This is a genomic window from Leifsonia aquatica H1aii, from assembly GCF_000633535.1.
Classification (GTDB): domain Bacteria; phylum Actinomycetota; class Actinomycetes; order Actinomycetales; family Microbacteriaceae; genus Leifsonia; species Leifsonia aquatica_A.
This window is the reverse complement of sequence record NZ_AYMR01000006.1, coordinates 75,719-94,790: the sequence shown is the minus strand read 5'-3', so window position 1 is coordinate 94,790 and position 19,072 is coordinate 75,719. Positions and strand designations below refer to the sequence as shown.

The window sequence follows — 19,072 nt, the reverse complement described above, 5'->3', positions numbered from 1 at the left end:
TGTGCGCCCGCCCTGGCCGACGCCGGGAGGGGGTCAGGAGGCGCGGGACCGTGCGACGTCGGCGACCGCGTCGATGAGGGAGAGGGCCGTGCGCTCGGCGGCGATGACGTCCACGCGCAAGCCGAAGGATCGGGCGTCACGCGCGGTCTGCGGACCGATCGCGGCGACGAGGGTCGACTCCGGAACCGGGCCGAGCTGCAGCTGGACCTGTTCCGCGACCGAGCCGCTGGTCACGAGGATGGCCTGGACGAGACCGTCGCGGACATCGCGGACGACGTCCTCGGGCACGGAGACCCCGACGGTCCGGTACGCGACCACCGATTCGACGTCGTGGCCGATGCGGCGCAGCCCCTCGGTCAGCAGAGGCTTCGCGATCTCGGAGCGGAGGGTGAGGATCTTCAACGGTACGACGCCCTGGGTGGCGGCCTCCCACTCCTCGAGCAGTCCGCGCGCGGAATTGTCCTCGGCGGGCACGAGGTCGACCTTGTACCCGGCGGCCACGAGTGCGGCGGCCGTCGTCTCGCCGACCGCGGCGACGCGCGTCGTGGACGGCACGACCACACGCTGAGCGCTCAGCACATCGACGGTGGTCGCGCTCGTGACCGTCATCCAGTCGAACTCGCCCGCCGTGAGGCGCTCCAGCGCGCGCTCCAGCGCGGGCGCGTCTGCGGTCGGCGCGAAGTTGATCATCGCGGCGACGACCGGCGAGGCGCCCTTGGCGCGCAGGTCCGCCGCGACCGAATCGCCCCAGGGACCGCCGCGCGGCACGAGGACGCGCCAGCCGGCGAGCGGTTTCGGTGCGGTGGGTGGCTGGGTCATCGGACACTCCCCAGGGGGGCCAGGCCGGCGGCCCCCGCGCCGAGCAGTTCGGAGACCACCCGCTCCCCGACGTCCCGCGCGGCCTCGTCGAGATGACCGGCACTCAGGGACTCGGGGGTCGCGGCGTGGGATGCGGTGATCCGTTCCGAGCCGTCCGGGCGGTAGACCGAGGCGGTGAGGAACAGCAGGCCGTCGTCGACGAGGGCGGTCGCACCGATCGGCGCGGCGCACCCTGCCTGCAGTCCGGCGAGCACTGCGCGTTCCGCAGTGACGACGGCATGGCTGGTGACGTGGTCGACGGCGTGGAGTGCCCGGGCGATCGGCCCGCGGCCCTTCTCGTCGCCGGCTCGCACCTCCAGCGCCAGCGCGCCCTGTCCGGGCGCGGTCGGCATCTGGGAGAGCGAGAAGTAGTCGGTGACCGCGTCCAGGCGCCCCAGCCGACCGAGACCGGCGGCCGCGAGCACCACGGCGTCGAGGTCGCCCTCGGCGACACGGCCCAGGCGGGTGTCCACGTTGCCGCGGATGTCCACGACCTCGAGGTCCGGGCGCGCCGACGCCAGCTGCGCGATCCGCCGCGGCGAACCGGTACCGACACGGGCACCCTCCGGCAGGGCCTCGAAGGTGAGGGCGTCGCGGGCGCAGAGCGTGTCGCGGGCATCGGCGCGCTTCGGCACCGCTCCGATCACGAGCCCCGGTGCGGCCGCGGTGGGCAGGTCCTTGAGCGAGTGCACCAGCAGGTCGCACTCGTCGGCGAGCAGGGCCTCCCGCAGCGCCGTGGCGAAGACTCCCGTGCCGCCCAGCTCCGAGAGCGACTCGCGCGAGGTGTCGCCGTGCGTCGTGACCGTGATCAGCTCCACGTCCAGACCGGTCGCGCGGGCGATCGCCTCGGCGACCGCCGTCGTCTGCGCGACGGCGAGCGCGCTGCCGCGTGTCCCCACGCGCAGCACTCCCTCGCGACGCTCGGCCGGCCCATCGGCACGGCGCACGGCGCCGGTCACGGCGCGAGCCCCGCGGCGGCGGGCTTGAAGCCGAGACGCACGTTCTCGCAGCACCCCGGCCGGCACACGTCGTACCAGGGGCCGAGCGAGGTCAGCGCGGGACGCTGGTCGACCGGGACCCCGTCGCGACGTTCCAGCACCAGATCGACGAGCCCCTTCACGTACTTCGCATGCGTGCCGGGAGTGGGGACGCGGACGGCCACCAGGCCGTTCTCCTCGCTCGACTCCATGGCCTCGTTGTCGAGATCCCAGAGGACCTCCATGTGGTCGCTCACGAAGCCGAGCGGGACGATGATCACGGCCTTCACGCCGGTCGCGGGGAGCTCGGCGATGCGGTCGTTGATGTCGGGCTCGAGCCACGGCATGGACGGCGGGCCGGAACGGGACTGGTAGACCAGATCCCATCCGATGACCCCGCCCGTCGCGGCCTGCGAGACGACCTCCGCGACGGCGAGATGCTGGGCGGCGTAGGCGCCTCCCTCGCCGAATCCGCGCTCGGCCGGGCCCGACTTGGCGGCATCGGTCGACGGGATGGAGTGCGTCGAGTACAGGATGCGGATCTCGGTCGCCGGGTCGATGCCCGGGACCTTCTCCTGCAGCTCGGTCACCGCGTTCCTCACGCCCTCGATGAAGGGCTCGACGAAGCCGGGGTGGTCGAAGAACTGGCGCACCTTGTCGATCTGGATCGTGCCCTCGAGGCCCGTCTCCTCCAGGACGCGCGCGAAGTCCTCGCGGTACTGACGGCAGCTGGAGTACGAGGAGTACGCGCTCGTGGCGATGGCGATGAGCTTCGTGAAGCCCTGCTCCTGCGCCTCCTTCAGCGCGTCCTCGATGTACGGGTCCCAGTTGCGGTTGCCCCAGAGCACGGGCAGGTCGATGCCGCGCGAGGCCAACTCGGCCTCCAGCGCCGCCTTGAGCTCGCGGTTCTGGTCGTTGATCGGGCTCACGCCGCCGAAGTGCCGGTAGTGGTGCGCGACCTCCTCCAAGCGCTCCTCGGGGATGCCGCGGCCGCGCGTGACGTTGCGGAGGAAGGGGATGACGTCGTCCTGCCCCTCCGGGCCGCCGAAGCCGGCGAGCAGGATCGCGTCGTAGGCGACCGGCTCGGTGACATGCTCGGGGCCGTCGGCGGCGGCGGGCGTCGCGCCGAGGACGCGCGCGCCGGGCTCTGCGCTCACTGGAGCACCTCCACGACCTCGGCCGGCTCGATCCGGCGACCGGTGAAGAACGGGACCTCTTCGCGCACGTGCATGCGGGCATCGGTCTGGCGCAGGTCGCGCATCAGATCGACCAGGTCGACCAGCTCGTCCGACTCCAACGGCAGGATCCACTCGTAGTCGCCGAGGGCGAACGATGCGACGGTGTTCGCGAGCACCGAGCGGAACGCCGCGCCCTTGCGACCGTGCTCAGAGAGCATCCGGCCGCGCTCCTCGTCGGGGAGCAGGTACCACTCGTAGCTGCGCACGAACGGGTATACGCAGAGCCAGCTCTTCGGCTCCTTGCCGCGGAGGAAGCCGGGCACGTGCGCCTTGTTGAACTCGGCGTCGCGGTGCACCCCCATCGCGTTCCAGGTCGGGAGGAGCGCCTTCAGCAGCCGGGTGCGGCGCAACTGGCGGAGCGCCCACTGCAGCCCCTCCGCGTCGGGTCCGTGCAGCCAGATCATCAGGTCGGCGTCGGCGCGCAGGCCGGAGACGTCGTAGAGGCCGCGGGTGGTGACGCCCTGCAACGTGATGTCATCGATCACGCCTTCGAGCTCGGAGACGGCCTTCGGCACGTCGGTGCCGTCGAGGTCGTCGGGGCGTGCGGGGTCCCGACGGAGAACCGCCCAGAGGGCGAAGCCGGTCGGAGTGTCGCTGGATTCTTCGGGGGCGGTCGACTCTGCCGGAACGGCAGCCGGGGTACTCATACCCACAGTCTCCCTCTCAATCCTGTGAAGGCCAAAACGCACGACGGAACCGCGGGCGCGATGCCCGCGGTTCGAGCTCCGGCGTCAGCGCCGGGTGAGGCGGACGATGCCCCAGACGATGCCGCCGACGGCGGCGGCCACTCCGGCCACCACGCCGGCGAAGGCGAGCGGGCTCGCCGACGCGAACGTCTTCACACGCTCGGTGGCGCGCTTCGGAGCGTTCAGCTTGTACTCGATGGCGTCGAGGGTCGCGGCCAGCTCGGCCCGAGCGCGATCGACGTCGCTGCGGTCAGTGGTCATACTTTCCCAGCCCCTTCAGAGCGTCCGCGTCTTCCTTGATGCTGTCGATGGTCTTCTGCGGTGCGACGCCCTGGATCTTCTTGAGCGATCCCACGCCCAGCAGCACCAGCAGCGCGGCGAGGATCAGCAGCGCACCGAACACGATCAGGGCCGCCGCCCACCCCGGGAGCACGACGGCGAGGCCGAGGATGGCGGCGGCCACCAGCACGCCGAGAGCGAAGAAGAGGAAGGCCGCCGCGACGGCAAACAGCCCTATGCCGACCCCGGCATACTTCGCCTTGGCGGCGAACTCCGCCTTGAGGTGCGCCAGCTCGGCCTTGACCAGGTCGATCAGCAGTCGAGGCAGGTCGGAGATCAGCTGGACGAGCGATTTCGCCCGAGCACGTTCCTGATCGGTCATTCCGCTCACTCCCTTCGCACGGACGCGCTCACGCGTCCCGTTCAGCCCGCAGAGCCGCCTCGGCGGCCGGCGACGGGTAGGTCTCGCGCGCCTCGCGACGCCGCTGGTTCGCCCGGACGACGAACTTCTTGACGGTCACGACGACGGTCTCGGGGATCTCGCCCACCTTCTCGGCGATGAAGTCCTCCACAGCGTGCACCTGCTTCTGAACACCGGGCGACTCCCAGACCTTGGTCGCCGCCGACTTCATCTGCTCGTAGCGCTTGCGGCCGGCACGAGTGCCGAGCACGTAGCCGACGGCCGCCCCCGTGACGAAGAGAATCTTTCCGCGCATGTGGTCCCCTTTGCTCGGTCTACAGGTTGTCGGTCAGTGCCTTCCAGCGTAGACCCCGTGCCTTCTCGGCGACCCGGCGGGCATCCGGGACGACCGAGGCCAGCCCGGTTCCGGTCAGCCAGGAGCCGGTGACCTCGAGGCCCTCGACGGCATCGACTCCGTCGCGGACTCGCTGGATGCGGTCCCGCTGCCCCACTGTTGCATAGGGCAGGGCGTTCGTCCAGGGGGTGCGCGCGAATGCGACGAGGTCGGATTCCCGAAGAGGAATATTGAGCAGGCGGCCCGCGTCCGCGACGGCGAGGGCACGCAGCGCGGTGTCGTCCAGATCTCGGGATTCGGCCGGTCGGCCTGCGCGCCCGTACGACAGTCGGACGATGTGCCGGCCGGGGCCTGAGGCCTCCGCGACCCACGCCCACTTGGCACTGGAGTGGGTCATCGCCTTCGCCGTGACGTCGGCGTCCGCGGTGTCGGCGACCAGCACGCCGGTGCCTTGCGGCGCGGCGGCCAGGCGGTCGTCGGCCAGGACGAGGGTGACCAGCTCGACGCTGGAGGCGGCGGGCCATTCGAGCGCGGCGAGGTCGGCGAGCGCGTCGTCGGCGGTCGCGAGGAGGGCGAGCGCGGGATCGGCGGGTGCGGCGACGACGACGACGTCCGCGGCGATCCGCTCCCCGTCGGCGAGGCGGAGACTCCAGCGCGCCGGGAGGCCGGGGAGGTCCGTGACGGAGGGCGCCGGGAGGCCGAGCTCGTCGGCCAGGACGCCCGCGAGAGCGGCTTCGACGGCCTCCGCCGCCTGGTCCTCCTCGCTCGGCGCCTCCCCCGACTCGATCGCGGTGACCGGGGCCTGCAGGCGGATCGTCCCGCCGCGCGACGCGACATCCGCGGCGAGCGCCGCCGGGAGCCGCCACATGCCGCCGCGGATGCCGCCGACCGCACTGCCCGCCGTGGCCGCGGAACGCAACTCGCCGACAGCACCGGAGAGCGAGCCGAGCCGGGTGAGCGCGGCGTTGAGTCCGGGTGCGACCACGTCGACGTCGAGGTCGTCCGGCGCAGCGGAGTAGACGCCGGTGACGACCGGGGCGACCAGCAGCTCGAGCACCTTCGAGCCCATCCGGGAGCGGACGAGTGTGCCGAGCCGCTTCTCCTGTCCGATCTTCAGCACGGGCTTCAGACGGTCGAGATAGGCGCGGAGTGCGCCGCCCCAGCCGATCGCAGCGACGACGTCGCGCGCCAGCGGGGAGCTCGGGATGCCGAGGAGGCCCGCCTTGGGGAGCGGCACGGAACGGCTGCCGTGTCGCACCCACGCGCCGGCGGCACTCGGCTGGACGACGTCGTCGGAGAGACCGAGCGCATCGATCAGTTCGGCGACATGTCCGCCGCGGGTCGCGAAGCTCTCGGCGCCGGCGTCGAGGGTGAGCCCGTCGAGCTCGAGCGGGGCGACCGACCCACCCACACGACCCGAGGCCTCCAGCACCGTCACCTCGAATCCGGGACGGGCGCACTCGCGCGCGACGACCAGGCCGGCGACGCCGCCGCCGACCACCACGATGCGGGTCGGGGGCGCCTCGACCGCGTGCCGGATCTCGTCGCCGAGCGCGTCCTCGCTCATTCGGGGCGCCAGCCGTGCACGTACTCGACCAGCCGGGTCAGGACGGTCGGGTCGGTCTCGGGCGGGACGCCGTGCCCAAGGTTGAGGACGTGAGCGGGAGCGTCCCGGCCGCGCTCGAGCACGTCCGTCACGTGGGTCTGCAGCACCTCCCACGGGGCGTCGAGCATCGCCGGGTCCACGTTCCCCTGCACCGGCACCACGTGGCCGAGGCGGCGGCTGGCCTCGTCGAGCGGGATGCGGTAGTCGACACCCACGGTGTCGGCGCCGACATCGTGCATGGCCTTGAGGAGCTCGCCCGTGCCGACGCCGAAGTGGACGATCGGAACGTTGCGGGTCTCCGGCTCGGCGGGCGGCTCGTCGCCGGCCGCAGGCGCGCCGGGCACGTCGTAGGTCAGGTCCCGCACGTGCGAGAGGGCCCGTGCGGAGGCGGGAGCGACGTGCTGCACGTAGTCGTGCAGGGACAGAGAGCCGGCCCAGGAGTCGAACAGCTGCGCCGCGCTCGTGCCCGCGAGCACCTGCGCCCGCAGGAAGGCGCCGGAGATGTCGGCGGCCCAGGCCATGAGGCGTGCCCACGCGTCGGGGTCGGCGTGCATGAGCGTACGGGCGCGGATGTGGTCCTTGGAGGGGCCGCCCTCCACCAGATAGGCCGCCAGGGTGAAGGGCGCACCGGCGAAACCGATCAAGGGGGTGTCGCCGAGCTCCGCGATCGTGAGCCGCACCGCTTCGGCGATCGGGGCGAACACGTCGTCCCCGAGCGAGGCGGGGTCGACCGCGGTCAGCCGGTCCACGTCGGCCGCGGTCCGTACCGGCTGCGCGAAGACCGGGCCCTTGCCGGGCTGGATCTCCACCTCCACACCGGCGAGCTTCAGCGGCACCACGATGTCGCTGAAGAAGATGCCCGCGTCCACGCCGTGACGGCGCACCGGCTGGAGGGTGATCTCGCTCGCCATCGCCGGGTCGAGGCACGCGTCGAGCATGCGGGTGCCGACGCGCAGTTCGCGGTACTCCGGAAGGGAACGGCCCGCCTGTCGCATGAACCAGACGGGCGTCGTCTCGGGACGGTCGCCCTGATAGGCGCGGACCAGCCGGCTGGAGGCCGTGCGGCCGGAGGCGAGGGGGTGGGCGGAGGCGAGTGCGGTCACCCCCTGATTCTGCCAGGCCAGAATCTGCCAATCCCCCGGGAATCCCTGCGGCGACCCGGAAGAGCGCGCACCCGGATTCGAGGTTCGCGCCCGGCGAGCGTAGGCTTCGGTCCGTGCTTCTCTGCTTCTCGTCGAGCCACCGCACGGCGGATTTCGACCTCCTCGAACGGCTCGAGCGCTCTGCGCCCGCCGTCACCGCGGCGCTCGCGGAGCACAGTGAACTCGTCGCCGGATCGGTCGTCGTCGCCACGTGCAACCGCTTCGAGGCCTACCTCGACATCGACGACCCGCTGCCCTCCGCGCGGGCCGTGTCGTCCGAGACCGTGATCGACGCGGTCAGCGCCGCCAGCGGCATCCCCGCCGACGAGCTGCGCGCCTCCAGCGCCGTGTACTGCGACCACTCGGTCGCCGAGCACCTCTTCGCCGTCTCCAGCGGGCTCGAGTCCGTCGTCGTCGGCGAGGGCGAGATCGCCGGCCAGGTGCGCCGCTCGCTCGAGTCGGCCCGCGCCTCCGGAACCGTGACCAGTGACCTGGAGCGCCTGTTCCAGGTCGCCTCGCGCACCTCCCGCGGCGTCAAGAACCGCACCGGGATCATGACCGCCGGCCGCTCGATGGTCCGCCTCGCACTCGACCTGGCCGAGAGCCGGGTCAGCGACTGGTCGCAGACCCGCGTGCTGCTCGTCGGCACCGGCAAGTACGCCGGCGCGAGCCTCGCCGCGCTGCGCGACAAGGGCGCGGAGGACGTCCGCGTCTACTCGGCCTCGGGACGCGCCGCGAAGTTCGCGCTGTCGCACGACGTGCGCCCGGTCGTCGAGGGCGGCCTGCTGGAGGCCCTCGCTCGCGCCGACCTCGTCGTCACCTGCACCACGGTCACCGACTACGTCCTCACCCCCGAGCTCCTGGCCGAGGCGGCCGCACGGCCCGGCGCCGCCGACCGTCGCCTCGTCGTCGACCTGGGCCTCCCGCGCAACGTCGACCCCGCGGTCGCCGCACTCGACGGCGTCGAGCTGCTCGACCTCGAGACCATCAGTATCCACGCTCCCCTGGAGGAGCTGTCCGCCGCCGACGACGCCCGCAGCATCGTCGGGGAGGCCGCCGCGGAGTTCGCCGCCCAGACCGCCGAACAGGCCGTCACCCCGGCTCTCGTCGCCCTCCGCACGCACGTGTTCGATGTGCTCGACGCCGAGATCGAGCGCGCCCGCTCCCGCGGAGCCGACGAGCAGACGGAGGTCGCCCTGCGCCACCTCGCCGGCGTGCTCCTGCACACCCCGTCGGTGCGCGCCCGCGAGCTCGCCCGCAACGGCGAGGCCGAGGCCTTCGTGGCCGGGGCCGCCGCCCTCTTCGGGCTCGAGATCGAACCCGCCACCGCGCGACCCCGCCTGAGCGCGGTCGACGACCAGACCGCCTGACCCACCGAACCGGAGGATCCGTGAGCAACGACGCCGCAGCCCCCACCGAGACCGTCGAGCCGCACGGCGCGACCGGCCTCCCGTACGCCGCGCAGGAGCTGCGCACCGAGCGTCTCGTGCTGCGCCCGCTGAACACCGGCGACCTGGACGATGTGCACGCCTACCAGAAGCTCAAGGACGTCGTGCGCTACCTCTACTGGGAGGTGCACGACCACGAGGAGTCGGCCGAGCACCTGCGCAAGCGGATCGCGATGAACCGCCTGGAGAAGGACGGCGACGGCATCGTCTACGCCGTCGAACTGCCCGACCCGGCCGGCGGGCACGGGCGCGTCATCGGCGACATGAGCGTCTTCCTGAAGTCGGCGGCGTGGGGCAAGTTCGAGATCGGCTGGGTGTTCCACCCCGCCTTCCACGGCAACGGGTTCGCGAGCGAGGCGGCGGACGCGATCCTCTCGCTCTGTTTCGACGCCCTCGGCGGCCACCGCGTCTTCGCCCAGCTCGACGCCCGCAACGAGGCCTCCGCCCGGCTCTGCGAGCGCATCGGGATGCAGCGGGAGGCGCTCCTGCGGCAGACCGAGATCTTCAAGGGCGAATGGTCGGACACCGCGGTCTACGCACTCCTCGAAGAGGAGTGGCGCGCCCGCTGAGCGCGACCGGCACGGCGCCGGCCTCCTCTCGCCTCCCGCGTCCGGCGCGGGCACAGGCGCATCCTCGTTAGGATGGTTGCGGACTTCTCCACCCACCCGCACCGACACCACGAGCAGGGAGCACCATGGCCGCTACGTCGAGACTGGATTCCGTCATCACGCTGGCACAGCACCGCGGATTCGTCTTCCCGTCGGGTGAGATCTACGGAGGCACGCGCTCGGCCTGGGACTACGGCCCCCTCGGCGTGGAGCTGAAGGAGAACATCAAGCGCGAGTGGTGGAACCGCTTCGTGCGCGGCCGCGGCGACATGGTGGGCCTGGACTCGGCGATCATCCTGCCGACCCCGGTGTGGGAGGCCTCCGGTCACGTCAAGGTCTTCAGCGACCCCCTCACGGAGTCCCTGATCACCCACAAGCGCTACCGCGCCGACCACCTGTTCGAGGCGTACGAGGCCGAGCACGGCCACCCGCCGGCGAACGGTCTCGACGACATCGCCGACCCCGACCACCCCGACAAGGTGGGCCAGTGGACGCCGATCCGACAGTTCTCGGGCCTGATGAAGACCTACCTCGGCGTCGTCGACGACGAGTCGGGCCTGCACTACATGCGCCCGGAGACGGCGCAGGGCATCTTCACCGACTTCGGCGCGGTGCTGCAGACCGCACGCAAGAAGCCGCCGTTCGGCATCGGCCAGATCGGCAAGGCGTTCCGCAACGAGATCACGCCGGGCAACTTCATCTTCCGGACCCGCGAGTTCGAGCAGATGGAGATCGAGTTCTTCGTCGAGCCCGGCACCGACGAGGAATGGTTCCAGACCTGGATCGACCTCTGCTGGGACTGGTTCGTCGACCTCGGCATCGACCCGGCGAACATCCGCCGCCTCGAGCACCCGAAGGACAAGCTGGCGCACTACTCGAAGCGCACCATCGACATCGAGTACAAGTTCCAGTTTGCGGGCAGCGAGTGGGGCGAGCTCATGGGCGTCGCGAACCGCACCGACTACGACCTCAAGACCCACATCGAGAACTCGGGCAAGGACCTGAGCTACTTCGACCAGAACAAGAACGAGCGCTACGTGCCGTTCGTGATCGAGCCGTCCTTCGGCCTCACCCGCGCCCTCATGGCCTTCCTGGTCGACGCGTACGACGAGGAGGAGGTGCCGAACGCCAAGGGCGGCACCGACAAGCGGACCGTCCTCCACCTCGATCCCCGCCTCGCGCCGGTCAAGGTCGCTGTGCTCCCGCTCTCCCGCAACGAGGCCCTCTCGCCGCTGGCCCGCTCGCTCGCCGACCGGCTCCGCCAGCGCCGCAACGTCGACTTCGACGACTCGGGCGCCATCGGTCGCCGGTACCGCCGGCAGGACGAGATCGGCACGCCGCTCGCGGTGACCGTGGACTTCGACTCCCTCGAGGACGACGCCGTGACCGTGCGCGACCGCGACTCCATGAAGCAGGAGCGCATCCCGCTCGAAGGCCTCGACCGCTACCTCGCGGAGCGCCTCCGCGAGTTCTGAGCGGTCCCGCGGCGACACGCGACGACGCCGGTGACGGATAGGTCGGCGCGCATCCTCGGGCCATACTCGTCTTCAGGGATCCGTCCGGGTCCCTCCGCCGACGACCGGAACCGAGCATGAGCAGCGCACCCCCCGCGAGCGATCGACGCGCGGACGCCGAGCCGGCGGACGCGGAGCCGGGTCGCGGCCGAAAGCCGCCCGCGGCCTTCTGGGTCGCCCTCGGCCGCTTCGCCCGCGTCGCCCCGGCGAGCATCCTGGTCGCCGCCGTCGTCATCGTCACCTCGGTCGTGACCGGGACGCTGTGGAGTCCGGCCACCGACAGCGGCACGGCGCTCGTCTGGGCGGCCGGGGTGACCACGACGATCCAGGGCGGATTCTGGTGGACGCCGCTCACCGCCCTGTTCGTGCCGGAGGACGCCGCGCAGCTCGCCGTGGCGGTGGTGCTCGCGCTGACGCTGATGGCCGTCGCGGAGCGTCTCCTCGGCACCCTGCGTGCCTCGATCGCCTTCGTGGCGACGGGCGTGCTCGGAATCACGATCGGCGTCGTGGGTCAGTGGGCCGCCGCGAGCATCGGCGAGCTCTGGGCCTCGGCCACCGAGTACGACTTCACCCTGGATCCGACCATCGGCATCGTCGGGGCGCTGATCACGGCGAGCGCCTTCGCCTCGGCGCTGTGGCGGCGGCGGATCCGGCTGCTCACCTTCGCGACGCTCCTGGCCTTCGTGCTCTACAACGGCGACCAGAACAACGTGTACCGTCTGTTCGCCGCGCTGCTGGGTCTGGCGCTCGGCGCCCTGCTGCGGGGCGGACGCCTCCATCGCATCCGGCGCAGTTCGCACGGAGAGACGCGCAACCTCGTCGCGGCGATCGTCGCGATCACCGCCCTCGGCCCGCTGGTCGCGCTGCTGCCCCCGGGCGGGCTCGGTCCGTTCTCCTTCATCGCGACGCTCTTCCAGCACCAGCAGCTGGACACCTCCACCGTGCTGCAGGCGTGCGACCAGGTGTACACCTCCAATTGCCGGTTGGAGCTCGCGGTGGTCTCTGTCCAGGGTCTCGGTCCGCTGCTGCTGACCCTCCTGCCCCTGGTGCTGCTGATCGTCACCGCGATCGGGCTGCGGCGCGGCCGGCACTTCGCCCTCGTCCTGGGCATCGTCGTGAACATCGGCATGATGGTGCTGCCGTTCACGGCGCTTCCGGACGGCGACATCCGCATCGACATCGACGGCATCGACGCCCTGGCTCCCGCCCTCGAGGCGCTGGCGTGGCTGCTGGCCGTCGTCGTCGTGCCGCTCGCGTCGATCGTCCTGCTGATCCTGACGCGGCGGCAGTTCCAGATCCGCGCGCCGCGGGACGCCGTGGTGCGCTTCACCCTGCTGACCGTCTCGTCGTTCCTGCTGCTGGGCGTTGCGTACCTCATCGCCGGCCTCGCCTCCCTGGTCGAGTTCGTCCCCGACGCGACCATCGGCGACGTCTTCGCCTCCACCGTCCGACGGTTCGTCCCGTCGGGTTTCGAGTCGGTGCTCGGTCAGGTCATCGTGCCGACCACCCCGGTCGTGATCGCGCTGTACCAGTGGGTCGGGCCCGTCTTCTGGCTGATCTTCGTGCTCGCCACGATGCGCCTCTACCGCGCCACCTCCACCGGTCGCACCGTGGGAGACGAGCTGCACTTCCGCGAGCTCCTCCGCGCGGGCGGCGGCGGCACCCTCGGCTTCATGGGCACCTGGCCCGGCAACGTCTACTGGTTCAGCGAGGAGAACGACGCTGCGGTCGCGTACCGGGTCATCAACGGGATCGCGATCACGCTCTCCGACCCGGTCTGCCACCCCGACCGGGTGGAGCGCACGATCATCGAGTTCATCGGGTTCTGCGATGCCAATGGCTGGACGCCGGTGTTCTACAGCGTGCACGACGAGTACCTGCCGGTGTTCGACTCCCTCGGCTGGCAGTCCGTCTCCGTCGGCGAGGAGACGCTCATGCACCCGCAGACCTTCGACATGGCGGGCAAGCCGTGGCAGAAGGTGCGGCAGGCGCACAACCGCGGCCTCAAGGAGGGGATCACGACCGTGTGGTCCACCTGGGACGACCTGCCGCCGCTGCACCAGACCCAGATCGCCTCGATCAGCGAGCAGTGGGTGGCCGAGAAGGAGCTGCCGGAGATGGGCTTCACGCTCGGCGGGATGGCCGAGCTGAAAGACCCGGACGTGCGCCTCCTGCTGGCCTTCGACCCCACCGGCGGCCTGCAGGCGGTGACGAGCTGGCTGCCGAGCTGGCGGGACGGCCGGGTGATCGCCTACACGATCGACTTCATGCGCCGGGCGGACGGCAGCATCCCGGGCATCATGGAGTTCACCATCGCGTCCGCCGCCCTGCGCATGCGCGAGGAGGGCGTCGAGGTGCTCAGCCTGTCCGGCGCACCCCTCGCCGGCAAGCCGCTCGCGCCGGGCGAGGAGCCGGCGGAACCCGACACGATGGACCGCCTCCTCGGCTTCCTCGCCCGCACGCTGGAGCCTGCCTACGGCTTCGCCTCGCTCTTCGCGTTCAAGAGCAAGTTCAACCCGACCTACGCGACGATCTCCATGGCATACGCCGACCCGCTGGCGCTGCCCGCCATCGGCAACGCCCTCGGCAAGGCCTACCTCCCCGACGCCAACGCACGCGAGTACGTCGCGCTGGCCCGCACCCTGCTGCGCTGAGCCCGTACGGGACCGGAGCACGGCACCGCAGCGCCTTCTGCCCTGCGCAGACCCCGGGACCGGACCGACGACGCCCGAGCGGTCGCGGCGTACGGTGGACCGCATGTCGGACACCACACGCACGGCCATGCTCATCGGCGGAACCGGGCAGATCGGCTCCGCCGTCGCCCGTCGACTCGCCGCGGACGGGTGGTCGGTGCTCGTCGCGCACCGCGGCGAGCACCACGGCGACACCGAGCTGGCCGACCTCGACGTCACCAGCATCCGGCTCGACCGCGACGACACCGACGCGCTGATCGAGCGCGCGCGCGGGCACGACCTGGTGCTCGACACCGTCGCCTACGAACCCCGCCACGGCGAGCAGCTCGCCCGGCTCGCGGGTGAGGTGGGGTCGCTCGTCGTGATCTCCACCGGCTCCGTCTACGCGGGACGCGACGGCGGCTACCTCGACATCGTGACCGGCCCGGACGACTTCCCCGACTATCCCGTGCCGCTGCGCGAGACCGACCCGACCATCGACAACGCCGAACGCACGTACTCGCCGCTCAAAGCGGCACTGGAGCGCACCCTGCTGGCCGTCGATGACCTGACGGTCAGCATCCTGCGTCCCGGTGCGGTCCACGGCCCCTTCAGCCCCGCCCTGCGCGAGTGGTACTTCATCAAGCGCGCCCTCGACGGGCGCGACCGTGTCGTGCTGTCCGATCGCGGCCGGAACCGTTTCAGCACCTCGTCGACGGTCAACATCGCGGAGCTGGTGGCCCTCTGCGCGGATCAGCCGGGCACGCGCGTGCTGAACGCCGTGGACACCGACGACGTCAGCGTCGCCGAGATCGCTCAGGCCGTCTATCGATCGCTCGACCGGGAGGTGGAGATCGACGTCTTCCCCGGGCCGCCCGTGGACGGGGTGGGCGGCACCCCGTGGACAGTGGCGCGGCCGCTGCTGCTCAGCATGGCCGCGGCCGAGGTCGAACTCGGCTATCGTCAACCGGTCGGCTACACCGAGTCCGTCGCCGCCGCGGTCGACTGGGCCGTGCGGGAGGCGGAGGCCGCCGAGCGGCGGCAGGAGGACTGGACGTCGGCCTTCCCCGGCCTGGCGCAGCGGGCCGAGGCCGATCGCTGGTTCGACTATGACGCGGAGGACGCGTTCCTGGCCGCGCGCTGAACGGGGCGGCGAGTCAGAACACGTACTCCAGGAGGTCGAGGCCGACCGTGCGCATTCCGTCGATGACAGCGAGACGCTCGGGCAGCTCGGTGTCGTCGAAATACGTCGAGACGGCATAGGTGACGCCCGCGTTCGGCCCGCGGAGGACGCCGACCTCGCTGCGCACGCCGGCGTCGATCCCGGTCTTGTTGACGAGCAGGATGCCGTGCTCGGCCTGCCGGTGCGAGTGCGGGTCCAGACCGAAGGCGCTCGACACGAGGGAGAAGTCGCTGTTCAGCGAGAGCCACGAGATGACGCGCTGACTCGTGGCGGCGTCGACGACCTCCCCGCGCGCGAGCGAGGAGAACAGCCACGTGAGCTCGTTGGCGCTCCCGACCGAGAGCTGCGGCGCATCGTCGGGTCCACGGTGATCGCGCACCAGGTCGAGCAATGCGGTGCGGGTCAGGCCGAGCGCCTCGGTGCGGGCGCTCACCGCCTCCAGCCCGACCCGGCGCAGCAGGACGTTGGTGGCCAGGTTGTCGCTGGTGGCACCCACCAGGGCGGCGAGATCGGCGACGGGGAGGGCGGGGACCTGGAGATGCTGCCAGATGCCGGAATCGCCGGCGGCGTCCTGCGGCAGGCGGTCCAGCTGCACGAGCGGGCTGAGCTGGCCGGACTGCAGGCGCGCTGCGACCTCGACGAGGAGGAGCACCTTGCCGATGCTCGCGGTCGGCATGACGATGTGGTCGTCGACCGAGAAGAGCACGGCACCGGTGCTCAGATCCGTCGCGCGGGCCGAGACCTGGACGCCCTGGAGGGCGAGCTGGCCGAGGCTGTTGAAGCTGCGCGAGAAGGCGTCGTCGGAGGTGGCCGGTCCGCGGTGGCGGGCGCGTCGGGCGGTGGCGTGGCGCCGGCGGCGCTCGGACTCCTGGGTCTGCATCGTCACGTGGTTCGGGTTTCTCCTGCGAGAGTGGTGCGGTTCGCGCGGTCCCCCCGAACCCGCGACTGGGGTCGATGCTACCCCGATCAGGGGACACGTGCGTCGCCGAGGAGCGACGCACGTGTCCGGGTCACCAGATCGTGACGCGCGACTCCGGGTCGAGCCAGAGCGCGTCGCCCTCCACCACGCCGAACGTGTCGTAGAAGGCGTCGATGTTGCGCACGATCTGGTTGCAGCGGAACTCGTTCGGCGAGTGCGGGTCGATCGCCAGGAGGCGGATGACCTCCGCGTCGCGGCCCTTCTGCTGCCAGGCCTGCGCCCAGGAGAGGAAGAACCGCTCGGCGCCGGTGAGGCCGTCGACGACCGGCGGCTCCTGCCCGTCGAGCGACAGCAGGTAGGCCTTCCAGGCGATGCCGAGGCCGCCCAGGTCGCCGATGTTCTCGCCGATCGTGAGCGCGCCGTTGACGTGGTGCTCGGGCACCTGGGCGGGAGCCAGCGCGTTGTACTGCTCGATCAGGCTCCCGGTGCGCTTCTCGAACGCTGCCCGGTCCGCCTCGGTCCACCAGTCCTCCAGGCGCCCGTCGCCGTCGAACTTGGAGCCCTGGTCGTCGAACCCGTGCCCGATCTCGTGCCCGATGACCGCTCCGATGGCCCCGTAATTGGCCGCTGCATCGCGGTCGGCCGTGAAGAACGGGTACTGCAGGATGGCCGCAGGGAACACGATCTCGTTGAAGCCGGGGTTGTAGTACGCGTTGATCGTCTGCGGCGTCATGAACCACTCGTCGCGGTCCAGCGGCGTGCCGATCTTGCCCAGCTCGCGGTCGAACTCGAACAGGGCGGCGGCACGCACGTTGCCGACCAGGTCGGTCGCGTCGATCTGCAGTGCGGAGTAGTCGCGCCACTTCACCGGGTAGCCGATCTTCGGGGTGAACTTCTCCAGCTTGTCCAGGGCGCGGTCGCGGGTCTCCTCGCCCATCCACTCGAGGGTCCGGATGCTCTGCCGGTACGCCTCGATGAGGTGGGCGACCAGGTCGTCCATCGCGTCCTTCGCAGCGGGCGGGAAGTGCTTCTCCACGTAGATGCGTCCGACGGCCTCCCCCATCGCACCCTCCACCAGGGAGACGCCGCGCTTCCAGCGGGCGCGCATCTGCGGGGTGCCGGTGAGGGCGCGGCCGTAGAAGTCGAAGTTGGCGTCGACGAAGTCGCCCGGCAGGTACGGGGCCGCGCCGTGGATGATCTGCCACGCGAGCCAGTCCTTCCACGACTCGAGCCGAGACGCGGTGAGCAGGCCGGCGAGGCCGGAGGTGAACGACGGCTGTCGCAGCACGATCTCGGCGAGCGCACCCTCCGGGGCACCGAGCGCGGCGGCCCACTCGTCGAGGCTCGCCTCCGGGTCGCCGCCGCCACCGGCGAAGAGGGTGTCGGCATCGGCCCAGGTGTAGAGGTTGTAGGTCTTCTCGGAGTCGCGGGAGGCGACGTTGTCCCAGTGCTGGGCCGCGATCTCGGTCTCCAGGTCGAACACCCGCTGGGCGCGCTCGGGGGCGCCGTCGAGGCCGGCGAGTTCGAACAGCCGCTGGATGTGCGCGACGAACGCCTCGCGGATGGGCGCGAACCGCTCCTCGCGGAAGTACGACTCGTCGGGCAGCGAGATGCCGCCCTGCTCGGCGAAGACGAGGTAGCGCTCCGGGTCGCCCGGATCATTGTCGACGAACAGCTGGTAGAAACCGCCGACGCCGTGACGCTCGAGCCTGCCGAGGGTCCGCAGCAGCCCCGCGATGGAGTCGACGTCGCTCGCCAGCGCGAGCTGCGCCTCGATCGGCCGGATGCCCAGCGCCTCCACCCGCTCCTCGTCCAGGAAGCTCGTGTAGAGGTCGCCGAACTTCCGCTCCTCCGTGCCCTCCGGCGCATCCTGCGCGGCCTGGATGATCTCGCGCACCGCCGCCTCGGACTGCTCCGCGAGCACCATGAACGACCCCCAACGGGCCTTGTCCTCGGGGATCTCGGTGCGGTCGATCCACCTGCCGTTGACGTGCCGGAACAGGTCGTCCTGCGGGCGGATCGTGGGGTCGAGTTCGTCGGAAGCGATACCGGAGGCGAGCGTCATGCCCCCAGCCTACGGCTCAGGCCGGGACGCGGGCCAGGGCACGCAACCGCGTGGCCGAGGTGGCGAACAACGCCGCCAGGACGGCTTGCCCGAGGATCGACACCCAGCCGGAGACGCTGCCGTAACCGGCGAACGAGAAGATCGCGTTGGCCAGCGCCGAGACCCCGTAGAGAGCACCCAGCACCGCCGACAGCAGCGGACGGTTCGTCATCCGCCACCACGGTCGAGCGGCCTGCAGCGACTCCCCGGGGCCTCGGAAGACGCGCGTCGCGAGGTACCACCCCGCTGTCTGCAGCACGGTGAGCGCGATCGACCCGAGCTCGGAGTGCAGGGCGTCGAGGAGGAAGACCAGCACGATGTCGACGGCGACCAGGACGGCGATGACGATCGCCTTCTGCCGGGGCGTGGTGAAACGCATGGGGTCCCCCTGTGGTGCTGGTGCCGGCGGTGCCGGCGCGGTGGTGCTGGTGCTGGCGGTGCCGGCGCGGTGGTGCTGGTGCTGGCGGTGCCGGCGCGGTGGTGCTGGCGCCGGTGGTGCCGGTGCGGTGGTGCGCCACCCGTTCTGGCTGCGGGTGGTGGTGCTCCGCCCAGTCTGACCGACCCGGGGGCGAACGGCCGGGAGGCGGCTCAGCGTGGGACGGAATGGGGCTGCGTCGCCGCGCGCACGCCCTCCCACTCCCCGATCAGCTCCGGCAGCCTCCCCTGGAGGAAGCGGTAGAAGCCTGCCATGTCGCGGAGGCGCTCGGTGGCCGGGGAGGCCGGGTCGTCGACCGCGGAGAGACCCACGTCGGCCTGGTCGGCGAGAGCGGCGTAGATCGGGCTGTTGCGGACCATGAGGGCATACCAGTCCGAGGGGAGCTCGTAGCGGTCTCGGCGGCTCGTGGACTGGGAGACGCGGCGGATGATGCCGAGGGTCTGGAGGTAGCGCACGGCGCCCGAGATCCCGGCCGCGCTGACGGCGAGGGTCTCGGCGAGCTCGGCGGCGGTGAGACCGGGCTGCTCGGTCACGGTCAGGGCCATGAGCACACGCGCGGGCATCTTCGGGAACCCGGCCGCGGCGAGGATCGCGGCGGAGTGCTCCCGCACGTCGGCGAGCGCGATCGGGTCCTTCGCCATGCCAGC

At 71.5% G+C, this 19,072-nt stretch carries 18 protein-coding genes; 5 read left to right on the top strand and 13 right to left on the bottom strand.

The window, feature by feature from the left end; translation table 11 throughout:
* Window positions 1-33: 33 nt before the first annotated feature.
* The 9 genes from U870_RS0104355 to hemE all read right to left on the bottom strand — a co-directional run bounded on the left by U870_RS0104355 (window position 34) and on the right by hemE (window position 7,502).
* Window positions 34-819, bottom strand: a complete 786-nt coding sequence (locus U870_RS0104355; protein WP_025156190.1) for a uroporphyrinogen-III synthase — start codon at window positions 817-819, stop codon at window positions 34-36.
* Window positions 816-1,817: a hydroxymethylbilane synthase gene (hemC, locus tag U870_RS0104350; protein ID WP_029947166.1), complete on the bottom strand. Its 1,002-nt coding sequence runs from the start codon at window positions 1,815-1,817 to the stop codon at window positions 816-818. Before hemC ends, U870_RS0104355 begins: the two co-directional genes overlap by 4 nt.
* Window positions 1,814-2,992: a ferrochelatase gene (locus tag U870_RS0104345; protein ID WP_025156188.1), complete on the bottom strand. Its 1,179-nt coding sequence runs from the start codon at window positions 2,990-2,992 to the stop codon at window positions 1,814-1,816. The genes hemC and U870_RS0104345 overlap by 4 nt, the downstream gene beginning before the upstream one ends.
* Entirely contained in the window at window positions 2,989-3,720 is a 732-nt protein-coding gene (gene hemQ, locus U870_RS0104340) for a hydrogen peroxide-dependent heme synthase (RefSeq protein ID WP_025156187.1), read from the bottom strand. The genes U870_RS0104345 and hemQ overlap by 4 nt, the downstream gene beginning before the upstream one ends.
* 84 nt (window positions 3,721-3,804) lie before the next feature.
* Window positions 3,805-4,020, bottom strand: a complete 216-nt coding sequence (locus U870_RS0104335; RefSeq protein WP_025156186.1) for a DUF3618 domain-containing protein — start codon at window positions 4,018-4,020, stop codon at window positions 3,805-3,807.
* A complete protein-coding gene (locus tag U870_RS0104330) occupies window positions 4,010-4,420 on the bottom strand; it encodes a phage holin family protein (RefSeq protein ID WP_025156185.1) in 411 nt (136 codons plus the stop codon). The genes U870_RS0104335 and U870_RS0104330 overlap by 11 nt, the downstream gene beginning before the upstream one ends.
* Before the next feature lie 28 nt (window positions 4,421-4,448).
* Window positions 4,449-4,754, bottom strand: coding sequence for a hypothetical protein (locus U870_RS0104325; protein ID WP_025156184.1), 306 nt, complete (start codon window positions 4,752-4,754; stop codon window positions 4,449-4,451).
* Window positions 4,755-4,773: 19 nt separating this feature from the next.
* Entirely contained in the window at window positions 4,774-6,360 is a 1,587-nt protein-coding gene (hemG, locus tag U870_RS0104320) for a protoporphyrinogen oxidase (protein WP_115644392.1), read from the bottom strand.
* Window positions 6,357-7,502, bottom strand: coding sequence for a uroporphyrinogen decarboxylase (gene hemE / locus U870_RS0104315; RefSeq protein WP_025156439.1), 1,146 nt, complete (start codon window positions 7,500-7,502; stop codon window positions 6,357-6,359). Before hemE ends, hemG begins: the two co-directional genes overlap by 4 nt.
* A gap of 113 nt (window positions 7,503-7,615) precedes the next feature.
* Between hemE and U870_RS0104310 the strand changes: the two genes are divergently transcribed.
* From U870_RS0104310 to U870_RS0104290, 5 genes are all read left to right on the top strand, one after another.
* Window positions 7,616-8,911, top strand: a complete 1,296-nt coding sequence (locus tag U870_RS0104310; RefSeq protein ID WP_025156182.1) for a glutamyl-tRNA reductase — start codon at window positions 7,616-7,618, stop codon at window positions 8,909-8,911.
* A 20-nt stretch (window positions 8,912-8,931) separates the two neighbouring features.
* On the top strand, window positions 8,932-9,558 hold the full coding sequence (locus tag U870_RS0104305; RefSeq protein ID WP_052357544.1) for a GNAT family N-acetyltransferase: 627 nt from the start codon (window positions 8,932-8,934) through the stop codon (window positions 9,556-9,558).
* A 125-nt stretch (window positions 9,559-9,683) separates the two neighbouring features.
* Complete coding sequence (locus tag U870_RS0104300) at window positions 9,684-11,072, top strand: glycine--tRNA ligase (protein WP_025156181.1); 1,389 nt, start codon at window positions 9,684-9,686, stop codon at window positions 11,070-11,072.
* 116 nt (window positions 11,073-11,188) lie between these two features.
* On the top strand, window positions 11,189-13,765 hold the full coding sequence (locus U870_RS0104295; RefSeq protein WP_025156180.1) for a bifunctional lysylphosphatidylglycerol flippase/synthetase MprF: 2,577 nt from the start codon (window positions 11,189-11,191) through the stop codon (window positions 13,763-13,765).
* Between the two features lie 103 nt (window positions 13,766-13,868).
* Window positions 13,869-14,927, top strand: coding sequence for an NAD-dependent epimerase/dehydratase family protein (locus U870_RS0104290; RefSeq protein WP_025156179.1), 1,059 nt, complete (start codon window positions 13,869-13,871; stop codon window positions 14,925-14,927).
* Between the two features lie 13 nt (window positions 14,928-14,940).
* On the opposite strand, the gene U870_RS0104285 is transcribed toward U870_RS0104290, so the two are convergent.
* The 4 genes from U870_RS0104285 to U870_RS0104270 form a co-directional block, all read right to left on the bottom strand.
* A complete protein-coding gene (locus U870_RS0104285) occupies window positions 14,941-15,852 on the bottom strand; it encodes a serine hydrolase (protein ID WP_025156178.1) in 912 nt (303 codons plus the stop codon).
* Between the two features lie 124 nt (window positions 15,853-15,976).
* Complete coding sequence (locus U870_RS0104280; RefSeq protein WP_025156177.1) at window positions 15,977-17,950, bottom strand: M13 family metallopeptidase; 1,974 nt, start codon at window positions 17,948-17,950, stop codon at window positions 15,977-15,979.
* Between the two features lie 16 nt (window positions 17,951-17,966).
* The gene (locus tag U870_RS0104275; RefSeq protein WP_025156176.1) at window positions 17,967-18,368 is read right to left on the bottom strand and encodes a hypothetical protein; all 402 of its coding nucleotides are present in this window, start codon (window positions 18,366-18,368) and stop codon (window positions 17,967-17,969) included.
* Window positions 18,369-18,577: 209 nt separating this feature from the next.
* On the bottom strand, window positions 18,578-19,066 hold the full coding sequence (locus U870_RS0104270; RefSeq protein ID WP_025156175.1) for a GbsR/MarR family transcriptional regulator: 489 nt from the start codon (window positions 19,064-19,066) through the stop codon (window positions 18,578-18,580).
* Window positions 19,067-19,072: the final 6 nt, after the last annotated feature.

Bases quoted from the DNA above. Each gene is read 5' to 3' on its own strand.
- U870_RS0104290 (WP_025156179.1), top strand. From the start codon at position 13,869: ATGTCGGACACCACACGCACGGCCATGCTCATCGGCGGAACCGGGCAG.
- U870_RS0104275 (WP_025156176.1), bottom strand. From the start codon at position 18,368: ATGCGTTTCACCACGCCCCGGCAGAAGGCGATCGTCATCGCCGTCCTG.
- U870_RS0104280 (WP_025156177.1), bottom strand. From the start codon at position 17,950: ATGACGCTCGCCTCCGGTATCGCTTCCGACGAACTCGACCCCACGATC.
- U870_RS0104295 (WP_025156180.1), top strand. From the start codon at position 11,189: ATGAGCAGCGCACCCCCCGCGAGCGATCGACGCGCGGACGCCGAGCCG.
- U870_RS0104330 (WP_025156185.1), bottom strand. From the start codon at position 4,420: ATGACCGATCAGGAACGTGCTCGGGCGAAATCGCTCGTCCAGCTGATC.
- U870_RS0104335 (WP_025156186.1), bottom strand. From the start codon at position 4,020: ATGACCACTGACCGCAGCGACGTCGATCGCGCTCGGGCCGAGCTGGCC.
- U870_RS0104325 (WP_025156184.1), bottom strand. From the start codon at position 4,754: ATGCGCGGAAAGATTCTCTTCGTCACGGGGGCGGCCGTCGGCTACGTG.
- U870_RS0104300 (WP_025156181.1), top strand. From the start codon at position 9,684: ATGGCCGCTACGTCGAGACTGGATTCCGTCATCACGCTGGCACAGCAC.
- U870_RS0104270 (WP_025156175.1), bottom strand. From the start codon at position 19,066: ATGGCGAAGGACCCGATCGCGCTCGCCGACGTGCGGGAGCACTCCGCC.
- U870_RS0104355 (WP_025156190.1), bottom strand. From the start codon at position 819: ATGACCCAGCCACCCACCGCACCGAAACCGCTCGCCGGCTGGCGCGTC.
- hemQ (WP_025156187.1), bottom strand. From the start codon at position 3,720: ATGAGTACCCCGGCTGCCGTTCCGGCAGAGTCGACCGCCCCCGAAGAA.
- hemG (WP_115644392.1), bottom strand. From the start codon at position 6,360: ATGAGCGAGGACGCGCTCGGCGACGAGATCCGGCACGCGGTCGAGGCG.